This window comes from Proteiniclasticum aestuarii (assembly GCF_017368455.1).
In the GTDB taxonomy this organism is placed as follows: domain Bacteria; phylum Bacillota; class Clostridia; order Clostridiales; family Clostridiaceae; genus Proteiniclasticum; species Proteiniclasticum aestuarii.
This window is the reverse complement of record NZ_JAFNJU010000009.1, coordinates 19,771-39,421: the sequence shown is the minus strand read 5'-3', so window position 1 is coordinate 39,421 and position 19,651 is coordinate 19,771. Positions and strand designations below refer to the sequence as shown.

Here is a 19,651-nt window from a genome sequence, read left to right as displayed (position 1 = left end):
CGGTGCATAAAAATGAAACTGGACGGAGATCGGATCAGAGAGCTGACCCTTAACCTTGTGGGCATACGAAGTGTCGTGGGAACCATCGAGGAAAATCGTGTGAGTGAAAGAATACAGGAGATTCTTGGCGCCATGCCCTATTTCAGGGAGAATCCGGATCATCTTTTCTATGTGGAGAACAAGGATGACCCTACAGGTAGAAAATCCCTCATGGCCATGGTGAGAGGAAGAAAAGACAATAATCCAAAAGGCGTTGTGCTCATTGGGCATATCGACACCGTTGGCACATCAGACTATGGAGATCTGGAGGAACTGGCAACGGATCCTGTGGCGCTGACGGAGCAGTTCAGACAGCTGGAACTGCCCGAGCGTGTGAAAGACGACCTGGAGTCGGGAAACTATCTCTTCGGCCGTGGGGTTCTGGACATGAAATCCGGCGTCTCCATCCTGATTCACCTTCTGGAGGAGGCAGCCAAAGACCCCGAGAATTTCTCCGGCAGCCTTGTGGCGGCATTTGTTTCCGATGAAGAAGGCAATTCCAGAGGAATGCTCTCCTGCGTTCCGGAGCTTGTGAAGCTCAAGAAGCAATACGGACTGGATTACCAGATGGCCCTGGATACGGATTATACATCCACCAGAACCCTCATGGACCCCAACCGCTACCTCTATGCCGGCACCATCGGAAAACTCATGCCAAGCTTCTACATCGTCGGAAAGGAGACCCATGTGGGCGACCCTTTCGGAGGTCTCGATGCCAATGAAATCGCCGCAGAGCTGATCCGAAGGATCAATCTCAACGTGGATCTTTCCGATGACGTCATGGGTGAAGTCACTGTGCCGCCCGTGACCCTGAGACTAAGAGATTTAAAACCCGAATACTCTGTGCAGACCAATCGGGACAGCTATGTCTATTTCAACTTCGCCACCCACGATTCCACGCCTTCCGAGGTGCTTCATAGACTGATGCATGTGGCAAACGACGCCTTTCTGGATGTCATCGAGAAGCTGAACCGTCAGTATCTGAGCTTTACAGAGAAGATGGACCTGCCCCATAAAAAGCTTCCCTGGGTGAGCAAAGTCTATACCTATGATGAAGTCTATGATGCCGTGGCAGCGAAAATGCCCCATTTACGAGAAGTACTGGATCAGCATGCAAGGGGCCTCATGGACAACGGCATCACCGATGAAAGAGAAGTCTCCCTGCATCTGGTGAAGAAACTCCACGGCCTATGGGGGAAGAAGGATCCCATGATCATCCTCTACTTCTCCCCACCCTACTATCCTCATATGGCGGTGAGCGGAAAGAATGAAGTGGAGAAAAAGCTCATCAGAACACTAAAGGACCTTTCTGACGAAACGCTGCCAAACCCCATCCGTTTCAGGAAATTCTATCCCTATATTTCGGATCTCAGCTACTTCTCCCTGCCCGATGAGGCGTCCGTCACGGATCTTCGACGGAACATGCCGGGCTTTGGCATCTCCTATACTCTTCCGCTGGAGGACATCAAAGAGCTGAGCCTGCCCGTCACAAACATCGGTCCCTACGGATTCGATGCCCATCAGTTCACGGAACGCATCGAAGTGGACTATTCCTTCTACAGACTGCCGGACATCGTGCTGAAGACCGTCCTTCAGATGCTGGAAGAATAATCTGACGAATACCTGATTACAGGAAGCAAGAAGCGGTGCAGGATCTTTGCTAGATTCTGCACCGCTTCTTGCGTGAAGTCCGTATCAGGGTAGGACCGCTTCTACTTTCATTTTCTGTCAAACGCCCCCGCGACCCCTACAATGACGGCAAAGAGAAGACCGGCCAGGGGCCAGATGATCCAGGTGAATCCCCAGTTTCCAGATGTGAAGCTCCAGTAAAGGTAGAGGATCACAATGATCGGCCAGTAGACATTTCCTATGGACTCCGCTTTCCTGGATTTCCTTCTGGACTCCAGGGAATACTCTCCCTTCTTGAGAAGAATGTCTGTGCTCGAGAGTCTCATGACAGAAGTGATGAACAGAAACACCGCAGCACCTACCATGAAGATCATGAGTCCCACTGCCATCACAAGAAGATTATCGGAAACTTCCAGAACCCCCAGGATAATCAGCGGAATGACGCTGATGATGCAGAGCACCACCCCGATGGCGATCCTGATGGTCATGGCCATGCGACTGCGCTCATCCTCAGCTCTCACATAGGCATCTGCCTGCGGATCGAGAAGAAAATGCTCATTCCTGTCCAGATCATAACGCCCGAAGTCCACACCACTCATGATAAAGAGCGCTACAGCTGTGGCCACCATGGCAAAAAGCACCACCAGCCCTATGGCGATGCCGCCATTTCTGATTCCCATGAGACTGGTGTTTTCCATTGAGGAGAGCAGAATCAGAAGAATCGGCGACCAGATGGCAAGAAGAACGCCGACGGCCACCTTGTAGGAGGCTCTTTCACGATTCTCCATGAAATCTTTCACAGCTTCAGCGGAAAGAATCCTTCTTGGAGGCTGCTCTGATTCTTCTTTCATCATCTGGGAGATCCCCAAGGCATCTGCTACTTCGTTGAGATTGCCGAACTCAGAGATGACAATCCCCACCGCTTCATTTTCCGTTCTTCCCTGATCTTTGAGTTCCTGATACTTGTCTTCCATCATGGTGAGAAGTTCCTCCTTGGCGTGGAGAACCTCCCTGTTTTTCGGTAGGTTCAGAAACATGTTTTCCAGATAGGTTTTAATGGTTTCCATTGTCTGCTCTCCTTTCAATGAATCTTTCTATGACTTCTTTGGTCAGTTCCCATTCTCTGCATTTTTCTTCGTAAAAGGCTTTTCCTTCCTCTGTAATCCGATAGTAGGTTCTTCTTTTTCCGCTGGTTTCGTCTCCATAGAAGGAAGTGACATATCCGTTCTTCTCCAATCTTGAAAACACCGAGTACAAGGTGGTTTCCTTCATGATGTATTTTCCATCACTGGTCTCTCTGATTTTTCTGGCCAGTTCATACCCGTAGGATGGCGCTTCCAGGAGCAGATAAAGAATCATCGTGTCGTTGTATCCTCTCAGGACATCTGAGCTGATCAAACCGATCCCTCCTTTCTATATTATTCCATCTGATGTAGTAATTTTACTTTATCAGATGTACTACATCAGGTCAAGTACTTTTGGAAATTTTATATTTCAGGACACTCTCGTCAGATACAAAAAAAAAAAGACACGGCAGGAAGCATCTTCTGCTCCGCCGTATCCCTATCATTCATTTTCACAGTTCCGGTTTCCAGTATACTTTTCCGAAGGAACGGAATCGTTCATATCTTTTCAGTACAAGTTCTTCAGAAGAAACCTTCCCCGCTCGATCCAGAAACCTTGAAATGGTCTCTGAAACATCCTCCATGACTTCCTCCATATGTTCATTGATGTCTTCCTTTTCGGAAATGATGCCTTCAATGATGCCTAGATTAAGGAGATCCTCCGCTGTAATCTTCATGATCTCACTGGCTTCCTTGGCTTTCCCCGGGTTCTTGTACAGAATGGAGGAGAAGCCTTCCGGTGAAAGGATGGAATAGATGGCATTCTCCAGCATATGGACTTCATCTCCTGAAGCCAGGGCCAGAGCCCCTCCGCTTCCACCTTCTCCGGTGATGAAGGAAATCATGGGCACTTTCAGAGAAGCGCTCTCATACAGGCATCTGGCGATGGCCTCTCCCTGCCCTCTTTCTTCCGCTTCCACAGCGCATCCGGCGCCTTTGGTGTCAATGAACATGACAACGGGTCGGGAGAACTTCTCAGAAGCCTTCATGAGCCTCAGGGCTTTTCTGTATCCTTCCGGATTGGGACTGCCGAAGTTTCGGATGATATTCTCTTCGATGTCTTTTCCCCGGGTGATGCAGATCACCGTCACAGGTCGCCCTTTAAAGAAGGCAAGACCTGCCACCACCGCCTGATCGTCTCCATAGAGACGGTCGCCTCGAAGCTCCGTGAAATCATCCATGATGCTGCTCACATAATCCAGCGGCAGCGGTCTGTCTTTGGCTCTTGCTTTTTGAACCTTATCCCATGCACTCATAAGCGTCTCCCTCCATGCAGCTGCAGCAGTTTTGAAAGATAGGCCTTCATGTCTTCTCTTCTGACCACTGCATCCAGAAATCCATGACTGAGCAGAAATTCCGCGCTCTGAAAATCCGCCGGAAGTTCTTTTCGGATGGTCCCTTCAATGACTCTTCTTCCTGCAAATCCGATGAGTGTCTTCGGCTCCGCGATGATGATATCGCCCAGCATGGCAAAGGACGCGGTGACACCGCCCGTGGTGGGATCCGTGGGAATGGAGATGTAAAGAAGGCCTTTTTCCGAGTGCTTTCTTATGGCAAAGGAGGCTTTGGTCATCTGCATGAGGGATACAATGCCCTCCTGCATTCTTGCTCCGCCGGAAGCGGAGAAAATCAGAAGCGGAAGATTGTAGAACTCTGCAAATTCTGCCAGAGAGGCCACTTTCTCGCCCACTGCCGAACCCATGCTGCCCATGATGAAGCCAGGTTCCATGACGCCCATGGCCACCCTGATTCCACTGATGGTGCAGTACCCGGTGACGATGCCCTCAAAGAGTTTTGTCTTCTCCTGAATCTTTTCGATTTTCGCCTCATAGCCTGGGAAATCCAGCGGATTTCTCCCTACGATGTTTCCGTTGATTTCACGGAAGCTTCCTTCATCTGCGATGAGACGGATCCTTTCCCAGGCGCTCATTCTTTCATAGGCTCCGCATCGGGGACAGACCAGATGATTCTTCATGAGATCTTCCTTCAGAATCATCTTTTCGCAGCCTCTGCACTTATGCCACATGCCTTCTGGCACCGAAGGCTTGACCTCCGTTTTCTCCTTTCTCTCCACGGAATGGGTATCAAGGGTGAAATAGTTTCTTTTCTTTTTGAAGATGGCCAAAACAGATTACCCCCTTAATTGATCCAATGTCAGTGTATGGTATGCTCCACTGAGAAAACTGTCGTGGGAGAGGATCTCCTCCTGATAGAGCTGATTGGTCTTGATGCCCTGGATGGTCAGTTCATACAGTGCGCTTCTCATCTTTAAAATCGCCTCTTCCCTGTTTCTGCCATGGACGATGATTTTTGCCACCATGGCGTCATAATAAGGCAGAATCTTTGAACCGGTGTAGCACCCGCTGTCCACCCGGATGTCTTTGCCCGAAGGAAAGTGGAGAAAGTCGATGTTTCCAGGAGAAGGCGCAAATCCGTTTAGCGGATCCTCCGCATTGATTCTGCACTCGATGGCATGTCCCTGGAAACGGATGTCTTCTTTGTCGAAGGAGAGCTTCTCGCCCATGGCGATGCGGATCTGCTCCTTGATGAGATCCACCCCTGTGACCATTTCCGTCACGGGATGCTCCACCTGAATTCTCGTGTTCATTTCCATGAAATAGTAGTTTCCGTGGTCATCCAAGAGAAATTCGATGGTTCCTGCCCCCAGATAGTCTGACGCTTCAGCCAGCGCCACCGCGGAGGCGCCCATTTTCTCCCGGAGAGACTGGGAAAGGCTTGGTGATGGAGATTCCTCCAGCACCTTCTGCTTTCTTCTCTGTAGAGAACAGTCTCTTTCGCCCAGATGCACCGTATTCCCATGCTGGTCTCTCAGAATCTGAAATTCGATGTGTCTGGGGTTTCGGAGATACTTTTCCAGATAGACGCCGTCTTCCCCGAAGTTCGCCTTGGCTTCATTTTTCGCCCCCGAAAATGCCCCTTTCAGATCCTCTTCCTTTTCCACGATCCGGATTCCTTTTCCTCCACCGCCGGAGGAGGCTTTCACGAGAATCGGATATCCGATTTCTCTTGCCACAGGAATCGCTTCCTCGTAGGAATTCACTTCTCCATCAGAGCCTGGCACCACTGGAACACCTGCGTTTTTCGCAAGCTCCTTGGCTCTTGCCTTATCCCCCATGGCCTCCATGGTCTCTTCGCTGGGTCCGATGAACCCGATGCTGCAGGCTCTTAGGAGCCTTCGAAACAGTGGATTCTCCGAGAGAAAACCATATCCCGGATGAATGAGATTCGCTTCGGATAGCACCGCGGCGCTGATGATGTTCTCCATATTGAGATAACTGTCCTTGGAGAAGTTCTCTCCGATGCAGTAGGCTTCGTCTGCCAGCTTCACATGCAGGGCATCCTGGTCCGCCATGGAATATACAGCCACAGTCTCCATATTCAGTTCATGAGCCGCTCTAAGAATTCTTAAAGCGATTTCTCCTCTATTGGCTATGAGTATTTTCAATGGTATCACCTATCCTAACATGAATATTAGTTCCGCTTCGCAGACCAGGGCATCCCCTACGTATGCTTTTCCTTTTCCTTTTCCATAGGAGCTTTTGAGTTTATCGATGGTCACTTCCAGTCTCAGGGTATCCCCCGGCACCACCTGTTTTCTGAACTTCACATTGTTGATTCCGCCGAAAAAAGGCGTCTTGTCCTTGTTCTCTTCCATGGACAGGATGCTGTATCCGCCTGTTTGTGCCAGAGCCTCCACGATGAGAACCCCCGGCATCACCGGATACTCAGGATAATGTCCCCTGAAGAATTCCTCATTGTAGGTCACATTTTTGATGGCTGTGCAGCTCACCCCCGGCGTCACCTCGATGATTCTGTCGATGAGAAGAAACGGCGGTCTGTGGGGCAGCACTTTCTTGATTCCGTTGATGTCTATATGGTCCATTAGTCCTCCTCCAGCAGAAACAGCACTTTTCCAAAGTCCGCCATGTCACCATCGGAAAGGAGCACCTTTCTGATGGTGCCGTCGTGGCTGCTCTTGATTTCATTCATGATCTTCATGGCTTCCAGAATGCAGAGCACATCGCCCTTCTTCACTTTCTGTCCCACCTTCACAAAGGGCTCCTCGTTTTCCGAAGGTCTGCTGTAGAAGGTGCCTACGATGGGTGACGTGATCTTCTGATACAAGTCATCCGAAGCCTCGGCTTCTTCCTGCTTGTTTTCTATCGCTTTGTCGCTTTTCTTTTCTTCCTTTTCCTGCACGAAGCTTCTTTTCACCTTCGTCTCATTCTGAACAGAAGGCTGAAGGTCTTCTCCCTGTTGGAGTCTTCCAGCGGAAAACTCGTCTCCTTTGAGCTTCACACGGAGCGTTGTAAGATCCGAAGCTTCGAACTTTTCAAGAAGAAGCAGAATGTCGTTTAATTCCATCTATTTCCCCTCCCATTTTCGAAAGAGCAGTGATGCATTGTGTCCGCCGAATCCCAGGGAGTTGGACAGCACATAGGTCAGTTCCTTTTTCAGTCCTTCTCCGATGATGATGTTCGCTTCCACGTCAGGATCAAGATTTCTGGTTCCGATGGTCTGTGGAATGTAGCTCTCTTCCATGCTCATGAGTGACAGGATCGATTCCACAGCGCCGGCTGCGCCCAGAAGATGTCCCGTCATGGATTTTGTGGAGGATACAGGCACTTCTTTCCCGAAGAGATTCACGATGGCACCTGATTCCAGCCTGTCGTTCATGGGCGTACTGGTACCGTGGGCATTGATGTAGTCCACTTCCTGCGGTGTGATGCCCGCTTCCTCCAGCGCCTTCTTCATGGCCATATAGGCACCTTTGGCTTCCGGGTGCGGTGCTGTGATGTGGTAGGCATCAGATGTGCTGCCATACCCCACCACTTCTCCATAGATCTTTGCTCCTCTTTTCAGTGCTTCTTCCAGGTTTTCCAGAATGAGCACTCCGGCGCCTTCTCCCATGACGAAGCCCTTGCGGTCCACATCAAAGGGAATGGATCCTTTTGACGGATCCTCAGTCTCGTTCAGCGCCTTCATGTTGGAGAATCCCGCAATGGCCATCGGTGTGATGGAACCTTCTGTTCCTCCCACAATGGCCGCCTTGGCATAGCCGTGCTTGATGGCGCGAAAGCCTTCTCCGATGGAGTGGGAACCTGAAGCGCAGGCGCTGACAGGTGAAAAGGAGGATCCCATGGCGCCATGGCGAATGGAGATCTCTCCTGCCGCCATGTTCACGATATTCATGGGAATGAAGAAAGGTGAAACCCTACCAGGACCTTTTCTGATATAGGTTTCCAGATTGGATTCCATGGTTTCCAGTCCGCCGATACCTGAGGAAATCAGCACGCTGACCTCAAAAGGATCGTAGACATCCGTAAGACCTGAATGGTTTACGGCTTCTTCAGCCGCCACCACAGCCAGCTGGGTGAAACGGTCCATTCTTCTGGCTTCCTTCTTTCCGATCTTCTCGGAAAGATCGATGTCCTTCACTTCGGCAGCCAGGTGCGCTTTGAAGGGCGCAGCATCGAATTTCGTAATGGTCCCGATGCCGTTTCTACCTGCAAGGAGACCTGCCTTCACTTCCTCGTAATTATTTCCGATGGGGGCAATGATCCCCATACCTGTTACAACAACTCGATTCATATTTTCTCCTCCTACATGCTCATGCCGCCATCGACAGCAATGACCTGACCTGTGATGTAGCTGCTTTCTTCACTGGCCAGAAAATAGGCCAGCTGGGCAATGTCTTCCGTTTTTCCGAGCTTTCCGGAGGGGATTTCCCCCAGGATGCTCTCTTTGACCTTGTCACTGAGAACGTCCGTCATCTCCGTCTCGATGAATCCGGGTGCGATGGCATTGCAGGTGATGTTTCTTTTCGCCAGTTCCTTGGCCACGGACTTGGTAAGTCCGATGATGCCCGCCTTGGACGAGGCATAATTCACCTGTCCGGCATTTCCGCGCAGGCCCACCACAGAGGAGATGTTGATGATTCTTCCGTATCTCTTCTTCATCATCACACTGCTGGCAGCCTTAGTCATAAGAAAGGATCCGGTGAGATTCACATCGATGACGTTTCTGAAATCCTCCGCTTTCATGCGCAGCATCAGATTGTCCTTGGTGATGCCCGCATTGTTCACAAGGGCTTCAATGCTGCCGAAGGCTTCCACCGCTTCCTTCACCATTCTCTCCGCATCTTCAGGCACGGATACGTCGCCCTGGAGGCAGAGGAAAGTTGCACCTTTCTCCTTCAGTGTATCCATGAGTTCCACGGGTTCTTTTCTGCTGTAGTTCAGGACCACATTCCATCCCCTTTCCGCAAAATACAGGGCGCAGCCTGCGCCGATGCCTCTGGAGCTTCCTGTGATCAGTACTGTTTTCTTTTCCATTATTTCTCTCCCTTCAGTTCGCTCACGGTCTTTTTGAAATCTTCTACTGTATTGACTACATAGAACCGGCCCTTCACTCCGTTCTGCTTCAGAATGGACTGCAGCGCTTTGCCCGGTCCCAGCAGAATATGCACATCCTCTTCCGTGCTGCCCAGTCTTTCCAGACAGTCACTGAGTCTTACAGGATGGTCGATATGCTTGGCCAGAATTTCTCTGTAGTCGTCTCCACGTTCATAGAAGTCTCCTTTGAAGTTCGACAGCACTGCAATCTCGGGATCATTTATGGCAAACTCCTTGAGTTCGTCACGAAAACGGGTCGCCGCACTTTCCATCAGCTTCGTATGAAAGGCACCAGAAACAGGAAGGTAGGTGATCTTCTTTCCACCCAATGTACGGATATTTTCTTCAAATTCCGCTTTCTTCTCCATATCACCGCCTACCACAGTCTGCTTGGGCGCATTGTAGTTGGAAATGCTGACTCCGCTTATTCCATGAACCGCTTCCTCCACCTGGGCCAGTTCCATGAAGGAAACCGCTGCCAGAAACCCCTTCCTCTCTTCTGCAGATAGCTGCATGAGATCCGATCTTCTGCGCAGGAGCTTCGTGGTGTCTGAGACGCTCAGTGCACCACCATAGGTCAGCGCACCGTATTCACCCAGGCTGAGCCCCAGTGCATGGTCCGCCTGGATGCCTTCCTTTCTGAGAAGGCCTGCGATGCCGTAGCTCATGGTGAAGATGGCGATCTGTGTATTTTCCGTTTCGCTGAGCTTTTCCTCATCCTCAAGGATTTCCAGCAGATTCAGTCCGCTGACAGAAGAAGCTTCGTTCAGAAGCGCTCTGTACTGTTCGTATTCGTTGTAGAAATCCAGTCCCATGCCCGTAAACTGAGCACCTTGTCCTGGAAACATCAGATTGATTTTCATATTTTCCCCCGGTAAGGCACCATACGGGTGCCGCTATTTTTCTCTACTTGTAGCTTATGTATCTGGAGTCCGTCAGGAGTGCTTCGATGAGCTCTCTGCAGGTACCCTTTCTGGTAACAAGACCTGCGATCTGACCGGACATGAAGGACCCCTTTTCCAGGTCTCCCAGAATCACGGACTGATAGAGGGACCCTCTGCCTAAAGCTTCGAATTCCTCCAGGCTTCCGCCGCTTTTTTCAAGGGCATCCAGTTTTCTCGTGAGCTTGTTGCGAAGAACCTGTACAGGATGTCCTGTGAATCTACCTGTGACAGTCACATCAATATCGGATGCCCCCAGTACCAGATTCTTGTAGTTCTCATGAGCTCTGCATTCTTCTGCCGGTATGAAATATGTGCCCAGCTGAACGCCTTCCGCACCTAAGGTGAAGGCCGCATCCACTCCTCTGTGGTCTGCAATGCCTCCCGCTCCGATGACGGGGATGGCGACGGCGTCTGCCACCTGAGGCAGAAGCACCATGGTGGATAGTTTGCCGATATGTCCACCCGCTTCGTTCCCTTCAGCGATGACGGCATCGGCGCCTAGTCTTTCCATCTTCTTTGCCAGCGCAACCGATGGGACCACAGGTATCACCTTGATTCCTGCATCATGAAAAGCTTCGATGTATTTTCCCGGATTGCCGGCTCCTGTGGTGACACAGGCGACCTTTTCCTCCAGAACCACTTTAATGACTTCTTCCTTGTGCGGACTCAGAAGCATGATGTTGACCCCGAAGGGATTATCCGTCAGTTTCTTCGCTTCCTGAATCTCTTTTCTGATGATTTCACCCTCGGCATTTCCACCGGCAATGATCCCCAGTCCACCCGCTTCAGACACCGCTGCAGCCAGTTTCCCGTCAGAAACCCATGCCATGGCACCCTGAAATACAGGATATTTTATACCTAAGAGCTGACATATTCTGTTCTCCATGGATGCACCTCTTATGCTTCTTTTGCGCTAGTGATGTATTCGACCACATCTTTGATGGTTTTCAGTTCTTCGGATTCTTCGATGGTGATGTCAAATTCCTCTTCGAGCTTCATGACCAGTTCCACCAGGTCCAGGGAATCAATGCCCAGTTCCTCGAAATTGGACTCCATGGTGATCTCGTCTTCGCCCAGTGTAAGTTCCTCTACTAGTACCGCTTTTACTTTTTCAAAAATCATGATAATTCCTCCTAAAAATTTTATTAATATATGTTGATGAATAAGGATAGCTTTGTGATCAGGCTTTTTACATGTTCCATTCAAGATAGACCGCACCATAGGTGAGTCCGCCGCCGAATCCAACCAGCGCCAGTTTCTGGCCATTTACAAGTTTTCCGGAACGGCTCAGTTCATCCAGTGCGATGGCGATGGATGCGGAAGACGTGTTTCCGGTATTCTGGATGTTCACATGGAATTTGTCCATGGAGATATCCAGTCTTTTGGAAGCCGCTTCAATAATCCGGATGTTCGCCTGATGAGGCACGATATGGTCCAGCTGCGCGAGGTTTCCGTTTCCTCTTGATACGGCGGCCTTCAGGGCTTCCGGAAGGATGTTCACCGCAAACTTATAGACCTCTTTCCCATCCATTCTGATGAGCTGTGGTTCTTTGGACCCTTCTGCAACAATGTTATTCACTGGAAAATCTCTCGTGTTGAGACAGGCGCCTTTGGCGCCATCGGCCCCAGATACGATGCCCCTGATTCCGTCACCTTTTGCAAGAACTGCGGCACCCGCTCCATCTCCAAATAGCACACAGGTGGCTCTGTCCGTGAAATCCGTTATTTTGGAAAGCACTTCACTTCCTATGACTAGAATATGGTGAATATGATCGCTCTTCAGCAGGGCATCCGCCACTTCCAGTCCATAAATGAACCCGCTGCACGCCGCATTAAGATCGAGACAGGCCGCATTTACAGCACCCAGCTTATCCTGAATGTAGCAGCTGGTGTTGGGCACCAGTGAATGAGGGGTTGTGGTGGCCACAAGAATGTAGTCTATTTCTACTGCACTGATTCCAGCATTATGAAGGGCAGCCTCTGCAGCCACATATCCCAGATCACCGGTATTCTCCGTCTCATCGGAGAGATGCCTCTGCCTGATTCCAGTCCTTGTCACGATCCACTCATCTGTGGTATCCACATATGCTTCCATTTCTTTGTTTGTCATGATACGTTTCGGCAGATAACTGCCTGTTCCGATGATTCTAGCCACAAGTGAACCTCCCATTTGATTTGATTCTAAAAATATTTGACTCTCAAACTATACAGCCGGATTGCAACAGACTCAATCTTCGATATTCAGCATTTATATTCACTATGCTCTAACTTCCTTCTATATACTCTCTCTTTCAACCTTATCCTGTTTTTCGGATTTTAAAGATATTATAAGATTTGAGAAAACCTTCTCAAAGTGTCTGTTTCACTCATTTTCAGGCAATTTCGCATTTTAGAGCAATAAAAAAGACACTTCGAAAAGTGTCTGATGTCATGACTATTAAGCTTTACTGGATATAATTTTCAGCTGCTGTAGCTTCAGTTTTCTCCACCCTGATGGCCTGCTCAGAGGATGCGATGCCAAGATAGACAAAGAAGATGTAGTAGACCATGACCACCTGAATATTGAAGAACGCCTGGGTCAGATATCCGATGATGGCTGCTAGAATCGGAACATAGGCTTCATGATTTTTAAGCTTCCTCATTCCCTTCCTAATAGTGAAAAACAGAAATCCAAGATAGGCAAATAAGGAAAATAGTCCAGATGAAACAGCAATATTCAGGTATTCATTGTGTGCTTTATCAAAATTTCTGTATACGCCAAAATCATATGTGATCTGTCCTCTGAAATACATTTCCATGGCAATATACATGGTATCTAGACCAAATCCGAAAAACGGACGCATTTTAATGAGCTCAATGACTTTACCCCATATATACACTCTAGAAGAGCCTCCCAAATATGCAGTCTCTTCCTCTTTGATGATGCTGAAAAAATCACTGAAAATGGAGAGAAACCTTGTCAAAAAAACATTTCCAGAGGTGATCATGAAAAGCAGGATCATCCCCATGCTTGTAAGAAATACCGTTACCGCTTTCTTTTTCTGCTTCTTCGTGAACCCGCTTCGTATATGATGAAGAACAAGAAATGCAATGAGCGCAATGAAAACGCCGATCCAGGTTCCTCTGGTTCGCGTGGTCAGAAGCGCAAAGAACAGAACAGCATATGCCAGAAGGCCTAACTTCTTTCCTTTGTAAAAATAAAGATAGATGGGCATGGGAATGGACAGCACGAGATAAGACCCCAGGAAATTGGGGTTTCCCATGGTTGCAAAAGCTACACCAATCCATTCCAGCTTGTATAATTCTATCGGAACCGGATCCATCTTGTAGAACTGCAGGATGGCATAAACAGCCACAAGAAGAGACGTGATGGTGATGATCGGGAAAAAGTGTTTTTCAACATCCTTCGCATTTCTTGCGATGAGGTAGGCAAAACAGTATGCTATGAGCGCAAGAAAACCGTCATGGCGATATCCGGAACCATAGAACGATATGAGTGGATCCAAGGAGAAGAACAGGGAAATGAGAACCAGAATGAAATAACCTGCCAGAAATCGATTCTCCAGGGTATTTTCCATGAAAATGATCTGATCTCGTCTTCGTATGGACAGGTACAGAAAAAACAGGGAAATTCCGAGCATAAACAGAAGTTTGGTCCAGGCAGTTTCAAGTTTTCCGTCTACTGGTATGACGATTAGGGGCACCACCCCAATGAGCAGATACAGCAGAAAATTATTCACCTTTGTTACTTCAATGTCTCTCTTCATAGTTCCTCCACTATTTTACGAAATACAATCATACTAGTATTATACTAAACTTCGGCGTGATTTTATGCATAATCTGCAATAATTCTGATAATTTCAGACAAAATTAAAGAGACATACCTTAACTGATATGTCCCCGTAGTATTCACTCTTTAACAGGCTCTTTAATTGTCTTGATCTGAAAGAAGAAATAATAGTAGAGAAATACGATCATGCCTGCCATGAAGATCTTTCCATACTTGTTTGGCATGGCCAGAAAGGATAAGACCATCATGGATGTGGCAAGGGTCAGAAGAGAAGCTTTCGTCTTCACCGTCATGGCTCTGCTTTCATAATAGGTTTCCAGATGCTTCTTGTAGAGCTTCGTTGAGGTGAACCAGTCGTTGAACCGATCAGATCCTCTGGCGAAACAGGCAGAAGAAAGGAGCAGAAACGGAGTGGTTGGTAAAACGGGCAGGAATGCTCCAATGGCGCCCAGTCCGAAAAAAATAAAGCCCAGAGTTATATATATCACTTTCAAAGGCACAGCCTCCTCACATATCCTGTGTATCAGTAAAATTCATTTTTCAGTATGCCACAACTGATAAACATTGTCAATTAGAAACAAATCAGGCCTGCAGAGCTTACTATGCAGACCCGATTCCTCTTATTACTATTTTCTTCTTCAGATTCTTCTTGTATGATCATCTCCGACAGTTCTCTGAAGTTCCGCCAGCTGATCCAGTCCTTCTTCTCTGAAGTCCTTCTTTCTCTTCACATCATAGATTCCTTCCAGCTGAGCAAGCTCGTCTTCATACATCTTCACTCTTTCCGTGAGGTAACGGATCTTCTTCTTGAGAAGCTTGATCTCTTTACTGGTATTTTTGGGGTCTCTGTTTTTGAGATCTTCCCATTTTTCCCCCAATGCTTCCTTTTCTCCTACGTTCTCCTGTACTCTGATGGTATCTTTCTCTTTATTCATATGCGGGACACGTTTGTGGTGTCCACTCACCTCCTCGTATCGTTGAAGCAGTTGTACTTGATGTTAGAAACAGTATACATCAGGAGCATAAAATGCATAGGAACATTCTATGAATTCTTTTTTAACCTGGAGCTATTTTGTGAAAATGTCGATGATGTCCCGAAGAAATTCAGAAGCGCCTTCCTTCTCCTTGTCATAGTAAGCCTTGAACCTTTCATCCTCCACATACATCTGTGCCAGTCCTCTATGAGCTTCCTTTGTATAGGTCGACCAGTAGAGGGATATCCACTCTTTATGAAGCGCCGCCACTTCCTGCGCTTCCCTGGAGCCTGGGTCCTTTTCTTCCATGACAGCATAGAGCTTCTCCAGAATCTCCTGAGCCAGTCTTTCCGCTTTCTCATAGTTCTCCTGAGACTGTCCCCTGTATTTTCTGTTGGATTCTTCAACAACTTCTTCACCGTATTTTTCTCTGAGTTCCTTGCCGTACTTTTCTTCGTTGGCTTTGAGGCTTTTCTCTTTCAGCCCCTTGAATTTTTCCGTATCTTTCATTCTCATCATTCCTTTCGTCTCTGCAATGCTCTTCTCGATGGTTTCCAGCATCTGGTCTATCCGATCCCTTTTTGCAAGGAGCTTCTGTCTGTGCTCATTCAGCGTTTTTTCACGGTCGTAGTCTCGTTCATGGAGAAGCGCTGTGATCTGTTCCAGCGGTAGATCGAATTCTCTGTAGAAGAGAATCTGCTGCAGCTTGTTGATCTCTTCTTTCCCATAGATCCGATACCCGCTGGAGCTGACTCTTGAGGGTGTAAGCAGTCCGATCTCGTCATAATATCGAAGTGTTCGGGTGCTTACCCCTGCCATTTGACTGACATCTTTGATTGTGTACTCCAACATCTCACCTCCATCCTAAGCATATACCTTAACGTAACGTTAAGGTCAAGGGTTTTCTTGTATAAAAAGAAAGACCTCCAGGGAGGTCTTAAAGAGCCATTATCATAAGAATAATCACCGCAACAGGGGTGAAAACCCATGAATACTTCTGCATCTTCCGGTACATGGCTGGAATTTCGATGTCCCCCTTGTACTTCAGATTTTTGAGTCGGAAGAAAAAATTCGGGAAGATCATGTCTGTAATCATGGATAGTGCAATCAGTCCTGCAAACAGGAGCATGGTTAGATTTCCTCGATATCTCTCATTCAATCGATTGGCCATGAGCACCAGAAGCATGGGATCCGGATTGGTTTCATTATAGGTCTCGTTATCCAGTGGCCTGTAGGTGTAATAGGAGACAGCCTCCCCTTCCTGATTGGTCAGGGTTCCGCTTTCCACAGATAGATTCCCGCTGTAGATCAGTGCGTTCTCTGCATCAAAGATCCGTATGGCTTCTCCATCATCACTTGCCTCCAGAACATATTCTTTTTCTTTTCCGTCCAGATTCACTTCCACAAACTTGTCCGCCTGGCTCATCCTGGTGACTTTGAGCGTCGTCTTTCCAGCACCGCTTTTTCCTACATAAACGGAGGAAAGAGTTGATGAGGCTTTACGGTCTTCTCTGAGAAAGGATCCATAATAATCCACACCTGTCTGAAAGAAGTTTCCCAGGTAAAAATACAGCAGAATCACCGCTGCAATAGCTACTGGGACAATCAGCAGTTTTCTGTTTTTTAAATTTATTTTCAATCTGTTTTCCATCTAATTATCCTTCATTCTCTTAGTAGCAACTTTATAATTATAGCACAAGTTTACACTTTGTTAAATCTTTTTGTTCAGCATCATGATAGCGAAATGATATCATGATGAATTTCATGCTTCATCATAGAAGACGCCCCTTAATTTTTGCTGAAATTCCATTCATTCAGGATATTCTTCAGAATGAAAAAACAGTCGACATCTTCATCATGCCAACTGTTCTTAAAATTGGACGGGTTTTATAGGCGCTCAGCGTCTTCAGGGTCTTTACGCACCAGAGTGACCACATAGAGGGTCGGCTGATTGAAGACTCTCAGACGGATTCCTCCAATGCCCGGGCTGACGACGATCCTGCTCTTCTCTTTCTCATATACGCCTCTGGTATATCGAGGGAACAAGGTCCGGTCTGGTGAAAGGACGCCTCCCAGAAAAGGTAGTCGCACAAGGCCTCCATGAACATGGCCGGAAAAAGTGAGATCTGCGCCATAGTCTGCATAGACTGGGAAGTACAGCGGGTTGTGGACCAGCAGGATGGAAAACCCTTTCTCGGAAGACCCCAGACATTGGTCCAGATACTCTTTGCGAAGCATTTCCTTCCCCTCTCTATCATAGGTGTTTCTGAGGTATCTTCGGGGAAGTCGAAGTCCATAGAGGGTGATCTGATCCCCTTTTCTCTCCAGCTGCATCTTCTCGTTTTCAATGTGCCGGATTCCATTGCGTGCAAGCAGTGTAAGGAACGCTTCCTTGTCTCTGCCCTGAAGTTCATCTTCATGATTCCCATCCACATAATAGGATGGTGCCTTATGGGCCAGACCTTCTATGAGCTTTCTGAAGTTCCCTTCCGCAAGGCTTTGCCTGCTGATCATATCTCCGGTGTAGAAAATCACATCGGGGCCTTGCTTCAGGACTTCCCTGACCAGGCTGCTGTTTCCTTTTCCGTATCTGCTGTTATGGAGATCGGAAATATGGAGAATCCTGTAGCCGTGAAATCCCTTGGGTAAATCTTTTGAGGAGACCTCGATGTTTCTGACGGCGAAGGTGTAGTTGTCAAAATAATAGCGCAGCGCTGCCGCGAGGAGGATGACGATGAATATTTCCATAACTGTTCCTGTTTCCTTCTGCTAATTTCCGAAATGCTGGGTGCCGAGGAGCACCTTGTATCCTTTAAAGTAGGATCCCGATTCCGTGGATCGCACAACGCCTACGCCGATGTACTTATGCACGGGACTGAGCATCTGCTTGTTGTGCCCATCTGAATTCTGCCACCCTGTAAAGAGTTCTTCCGCATGAATGCTGTCTGAAAAAGCGGAATTGGATACAAAGGCCAGGTTTTCTCCGATGCCATTGTATTTCAGATCCAGTTTTCTCCATAAGAGATAGTCAAAGGGGCGGTTTCCGAGATTGGGATTGTCATGACTGAAGTAATCATACTGCAGCATGGCCAGAGATTTGTATCGGGCGGACTGGGACAGATCTTCCCTTCTTTCCAGTGGATGAAGATCATTTTCCGCTCTGTAGGCGTTGAGCCTTTCCAGTATATAGTTTTCCGAATCCTCATCAAATGCATAGTCGTAGCGGTACGGTATTTCCAAGAAGGCTTCTTCCATGCTTCGGCTGACGAAGCTGATGTCAAGGTCCTCATGGGCCAGCCCTTCGGACTGGGTATCGTCCTGCTCATCTGACTCTTCGACCTCCTGCAGTTCATCATCCGGCCGCTGATCCAGAAGATCTTCGATGTACTCCGTGACATTCTCCATGACCTCATCCAGAGAGTCTCCCAGGCTGTCGAAGAACTCATTGGCTTTCTCTTCAAATCTATTGATGGATTCCTCCACTACATTCATCTGTTCTTCCAGGTCTTCTGCGCATCCTGTGAGAAGGACTCCTGAAAGGAGCAGGATCAGCAAGAGAGGATATTTATTCTTTTTCTTCCTCATGTTCTCATCCTCCAGTCCGATTGCTCCGCAATCTTTGTGATTCCATTTTAATCCAATTATATTAAGAAAACATGAAAGGCCTCTGAACAATTGCCTATATATGAAAGAAAGCCTCTCGAAAGAGACTTTCATGCTTCCTATACTCATTTTATTTCGATTTGGTGTTCACCTTTCTAAATCCGTAGTAGAGAGAAGTCCCGATCTCCACCAAGGTGGCAATCAGAACCAGCGCCAGGAACCCCCTCACAGCCCACTGGATGTTCATATCCAGGTTGATTCCGATCTTGTCCCATAGGCCTTCCATAAACTCCAGAAATCCAGCAGTAAAAAGCCGCTCATTGGTGAGAACAAGGATGGTGACACCAAGATTCACCAGTGCATCCACGGAGGAAATCACCCCGAGAAGTTCATTCCATCGTCCATAAATCAGTTTCAGGATAGAGACCATAATACTGAATGCGCCTGAGAACAGAAGAAGGAACCTGTATCTTGCAATGATGTCCGCATTGAAGATCCTGATGGTTTCACTCTGGGTATAGACGGCAATCAGTTCATTTCTGTATACGAAAAGATAAAGAAATACGATGGTGAAGATCAGCGACACGACCATTTCCACCTTGGAGATCTTCTTCCGCTCCAGATTCGGAACATCCTTAAGACTGGATACCCTGAAGGGCTTATCCATGGAATGGATCATCTCATCAGCAGAATCGGTTTTTTCAATAATCACGAATACCACTGTCACCCAGAAGAGAAATCCCACCAGAACGTTGAATACGGTGGCAAATCCTCCTATGATCAGCGCTACGACGTCTGCGATGGTTCGTATACTGCCCACTTCCGTGATGAGTTCAAGGGTGAAGGTAAGCACCCCTATGATCACTGCAGCCAGCGCTACGATCTTAAGCACTTCCAGATACAAGTGGTAGACCTTAGGACCGATGAGATACTGTTCTGTGCCCATATAGGAAAGCGCCAGCCTGAAAGGACTGCCCATATCCTCAAGGGTCCTGACGATGTTTTCCTCACTGCGGTCTCCACCAAGCATGTCATAAATGTTCGCTCTCAGTTCTTCTGCAATTTCTGCCCGGTCTTTCTCTGGCAGATACTTCACAACAGCATAGATGTACCGGTCGATATGATTCATTTT

General features: G+C 47.9%; 22 protein-coding genes. 1 reads left to right on the top strand and 21 read right to left on the bottom strand.

Annotation, left to right across the window (positions count from 1 at the left end):
* Positions 1-12 precede the first annotated feature (12 nt).
* Positions 13-1,650, top strand: coding sequence for a M20/M25/M40 family metallo-hydrolase (locus tag J3A84_RS11695; protein WP_207600218.1), 1,638 nt, complete (start codon positions 13-15; stop codon positions 1,648-1,650).
* A gap of 107 nt (positions 1,651-1,757) precedes the next feature.
* On the opposite strand, the gene J3A84_RS11690 is transcribed toward J3A84_RS11695, so the two are convergent.
* The 21 genes from J3A84_RS11690 to J3A84_RS11590 all read right to left on the bottom strand — a co-directional run bounded on the left by J3A84_RS11690 (position 1,758) and on the right by J3A84_RS11590 (position 19,648).
* On the bottom strand, positions 1,758-2,735 hold the full coding sequence (locus J3A84_RS11690; protein ID WP_207600217.1) for a permease prefix domain 1-containing protein: 978 nt from the start codon (positions 2,733-2,735) through the stop codon (positions 1,758-1,760).
* On the bottom strand, positions 2,722-3,066 hold the full coding sequence (locus tag J3A84_RS11685; protein ID WP_207600216.1) for a PadR family transcriptional regulator: 345 nt from the start codon (positions 3,064-3,066) through the stop codon (positions 2,722-2,724). Before J3A84_RS11685 ends, J3A84_RS11690 begins: the two co-directional genes overlap by 14 nt.
* Positions 3,067-3,244: 178 nt before the next feature.
* Entirely contained in the window at positions 3,245-4,048 is an 804-nt protein-coding gene (gene accA / locus J3A84_RS11680) for an acetyl-CoA carboxylase carboxyl transferase subunit alpha (RefSeq protein WP_207600215.1), read from the bottom strand.
* Positions 4,045-4,917 carry an acetyl-CoA carboxylase, carboxyltransferase subunit beta gene (gene accD, locus J3A84_RS11675; protein ID WP_207600214.1) on the bottom strand — a complete coding sequence of 291 codons (873 nt, stop codon included), beginning with the start codon at positions 4,915-4,917 and terminating at the stop codon, positions 4,045-4,047. The genes accA and accD overlap by 4 nt, the downstream gene beginning before the upstream one ends.
* A 6-nt stretch (positions 4,918-4,923) precedes the next feature.
* Positions 4,924-6,258, bottom strand: coding sequence for an acetyl-CoA carboxylase biotin carboxylase subunit (gene accC, locus J3A84_RS11670; RefSeq protein ID WP_242694191.1), 1,335 nt, complete (start codon positions 6,256-6,258; stop codon positions 4,924-4,926).
* A gap of 9 nt (positions 6,259-6,267) precedes the next feature.
* Positions 6,268-6,696 (bottom strand): 3-hydroxyacyl-ACP dehydratase FabZ, encoded by a 429-nt coding sequence (fabZ, locus tag J3A84_RS11665; RefSeq protein WP_207600213.1) that lies wholly within the window; start codon positions 6,694-6,696, stop codon positions 6,268-6,270.
* Positions 6,696-7,178 carry an acetyl-CoA carboxylase biotin carboxyl carrier protein gene (gene accB, locus J3A84_RS11660; protein WP_207600212.1) on the bottom strand — a complete coding sequence of 161 codons (483 nt, stop codon included), beginning with the start codon at positions 7,176-7,178 and terminating at the stop codon, positions 6,696-6,698. Before accB ends, fabZ begins: the two co-directional genes overlap by 1 nt.
* Positions 7,179-8,405, bottom strand: a complete 1,227-nt coding sequence (gene fabF, locus J3A84_RS11655) for a beta-ketoacyl-ACP synthase II (RefSeq protein ID WP_207600211.1) — start codon at positions 8,403-8,405, stop codon at positions 7,179-7,181.
* 11 nt (positions 8,406-8,416) lie between these two features.
* Positions 8,417-9,151: a 3-oxoacyl-[acyl-carrier-protein] reductase gene (gene fabG, locus J3A84_RS11650; RefSeq protein WP_342590967.1), complete on the bottom strand. Its 735-nt coding sequence runs from the start codon at positions 9,149-9,151 to the stop codon at positions 8,417-8,419.
* Complete coding sequence (locus tag J3A84_RS11645) at positions 9,148-10,071, bottom strand: ACP S-malonyltransferase (RefSeq protein ID WP_207600209.1); 924 nt, start codon at positions 10,069-10,071, stop codon at positions 9,148-9,150. The genes fabG and J3A84_RS11645 overlap by 4 nt, the downstream gene beginning before the upstream one ends.
* Before the next feature lie 43 nt (positions 10,072-10,114).
* Positions 10,115-11,038: an enoyl-[acyl-carrier-protein] reductase FabK gene (fabK, locus tag J3A84_RS11640; protein WP_207600208.1), complete on the bottom strand. Its 924-nt coding sequence runs from the start codon at positions 11,036-11,038 to the stop codon at positions 10,115-10,117.
* A gap of 11 nt (positions 11,039-11,049) precedes the next feature.
* On the bottom strand, positions 11,050-11,274 hold the full coding sequence (acpP, locus tag J3A84_RS11635; protein WP_207600207.1) for an acyl carrier protein: 225 nt from the start codon (positions 11,272-11,274) through the stop codon (positions 11,050-11,052).
* Between the two features lie 67 nt (positions 11,275-11,341).
* On the bottom strand, positions 11,342-12,307 hold the full coding sequence (locus J3A84_RS11630) for a beta-ketoacyl-ACP synthase III (RefSeq protein WP_342590965.1): 966 nt from the start codon (positions 12,305-12,307) through the stop codon (positions 11,342-11,344).
* A 289-nt stretch (positions 12,308-12,596) separates the two neighbouring features.
* The gene (locus J3A84_RS11625) at positions 12,597-13,919 is read right to left on the bottom strand and encodes an O-antigen ligase family protein (RefSeq protein ID WP_207600205.1); all 1,323 of its coding nucleotides are present in this window, start codon (positions 13,917-13,919) and stop codon (positions 12,597-12,599) included.
* Positions 13,920-14,061: 142 nt separating this feature from the next.
* Positions 14,062-14,436 (bottom strand): YbaN family protein, encoded by a 375-nt coding sequence (locus J3A84_RS11620; RefSeq protein ID WP_242694189.1) that lies wholly within the window; start codon positions 14,434-14,436, stop codon positions 14,062-14,064.
* A 144-nt stretch (positions 14,437-14,580) separates the two neighbouring features.
* Entirely contained in the window at positions 14,581-14,877 is a 297-nt protein-coding gene (locus tag J3A84_RS11615) for a hypothetical protein (protein WP_207600203.1), read from the bottom strand.
* 132 nt (positions 14,878-15,009) lie between these two features.
* Positions 15,010-15,765, bottom strand: a complete 756-nt coding sequence (locus tag J3A84_RS11610; RefSeq protein WP_207600202.1) for a MerR family transcriptional regulator — start codon at positions 15,763-15,765, stop codon at positions 15,010-15,012.
* Positions 15,766-15,853: 88 nt separating this feature from the next.
* Positions 15,854-16,555 carry a hypothetical protein gene (locus tag J3A84_RS11605; protein ID WP_207600201.1) on the bottom strand — a complete coding sequence of 234 codons (702 nt, stop codon included), beginning with the start codon at positions 16,553-16,555 and terminating at the stop codon, positions 15,854-15,856.
* A 248-nt stretch (positions 16,556-16,803) separates the two neighbouring features.
* Positions 16,804-17,664, bottom strand: a complete 861-nt coding sequence (locus tag J3A84_RS11600; protein WP_207600200.1) for a metallophosphoesterase — start codon at positions 17,662-17,664, stop codon at positions 16,804-16,806.
* Between the two features lie 21 nt (positions 17,665-17,685).
* Positions 17,686-18,501, bottom strand: coding sequence for a CAP domain-containing protein (locus J3A84_RS11595; RefSeq protein ID WP_207600199.1), 816 nt, complete (start codon positions 18,499-18,501; stop codon positions 17,686-17,688).
* A gap of 148 nt (positions 18,502-18,649) precedes the next feature.
* Positions 18,650-19,648: a DUF1700 domain-containing protein gene (locus tag J3A84_RS11590; RefSeq protein ID WP_207600198.1), complete on the bottom strand. Its 999-nt coding sequence runs from the start codon at positions 19,646-19,648 to the stop codon at positions 18,650-18,652.
* Positions 19,649-19,651: the final 3 nt, after the last annotated feature.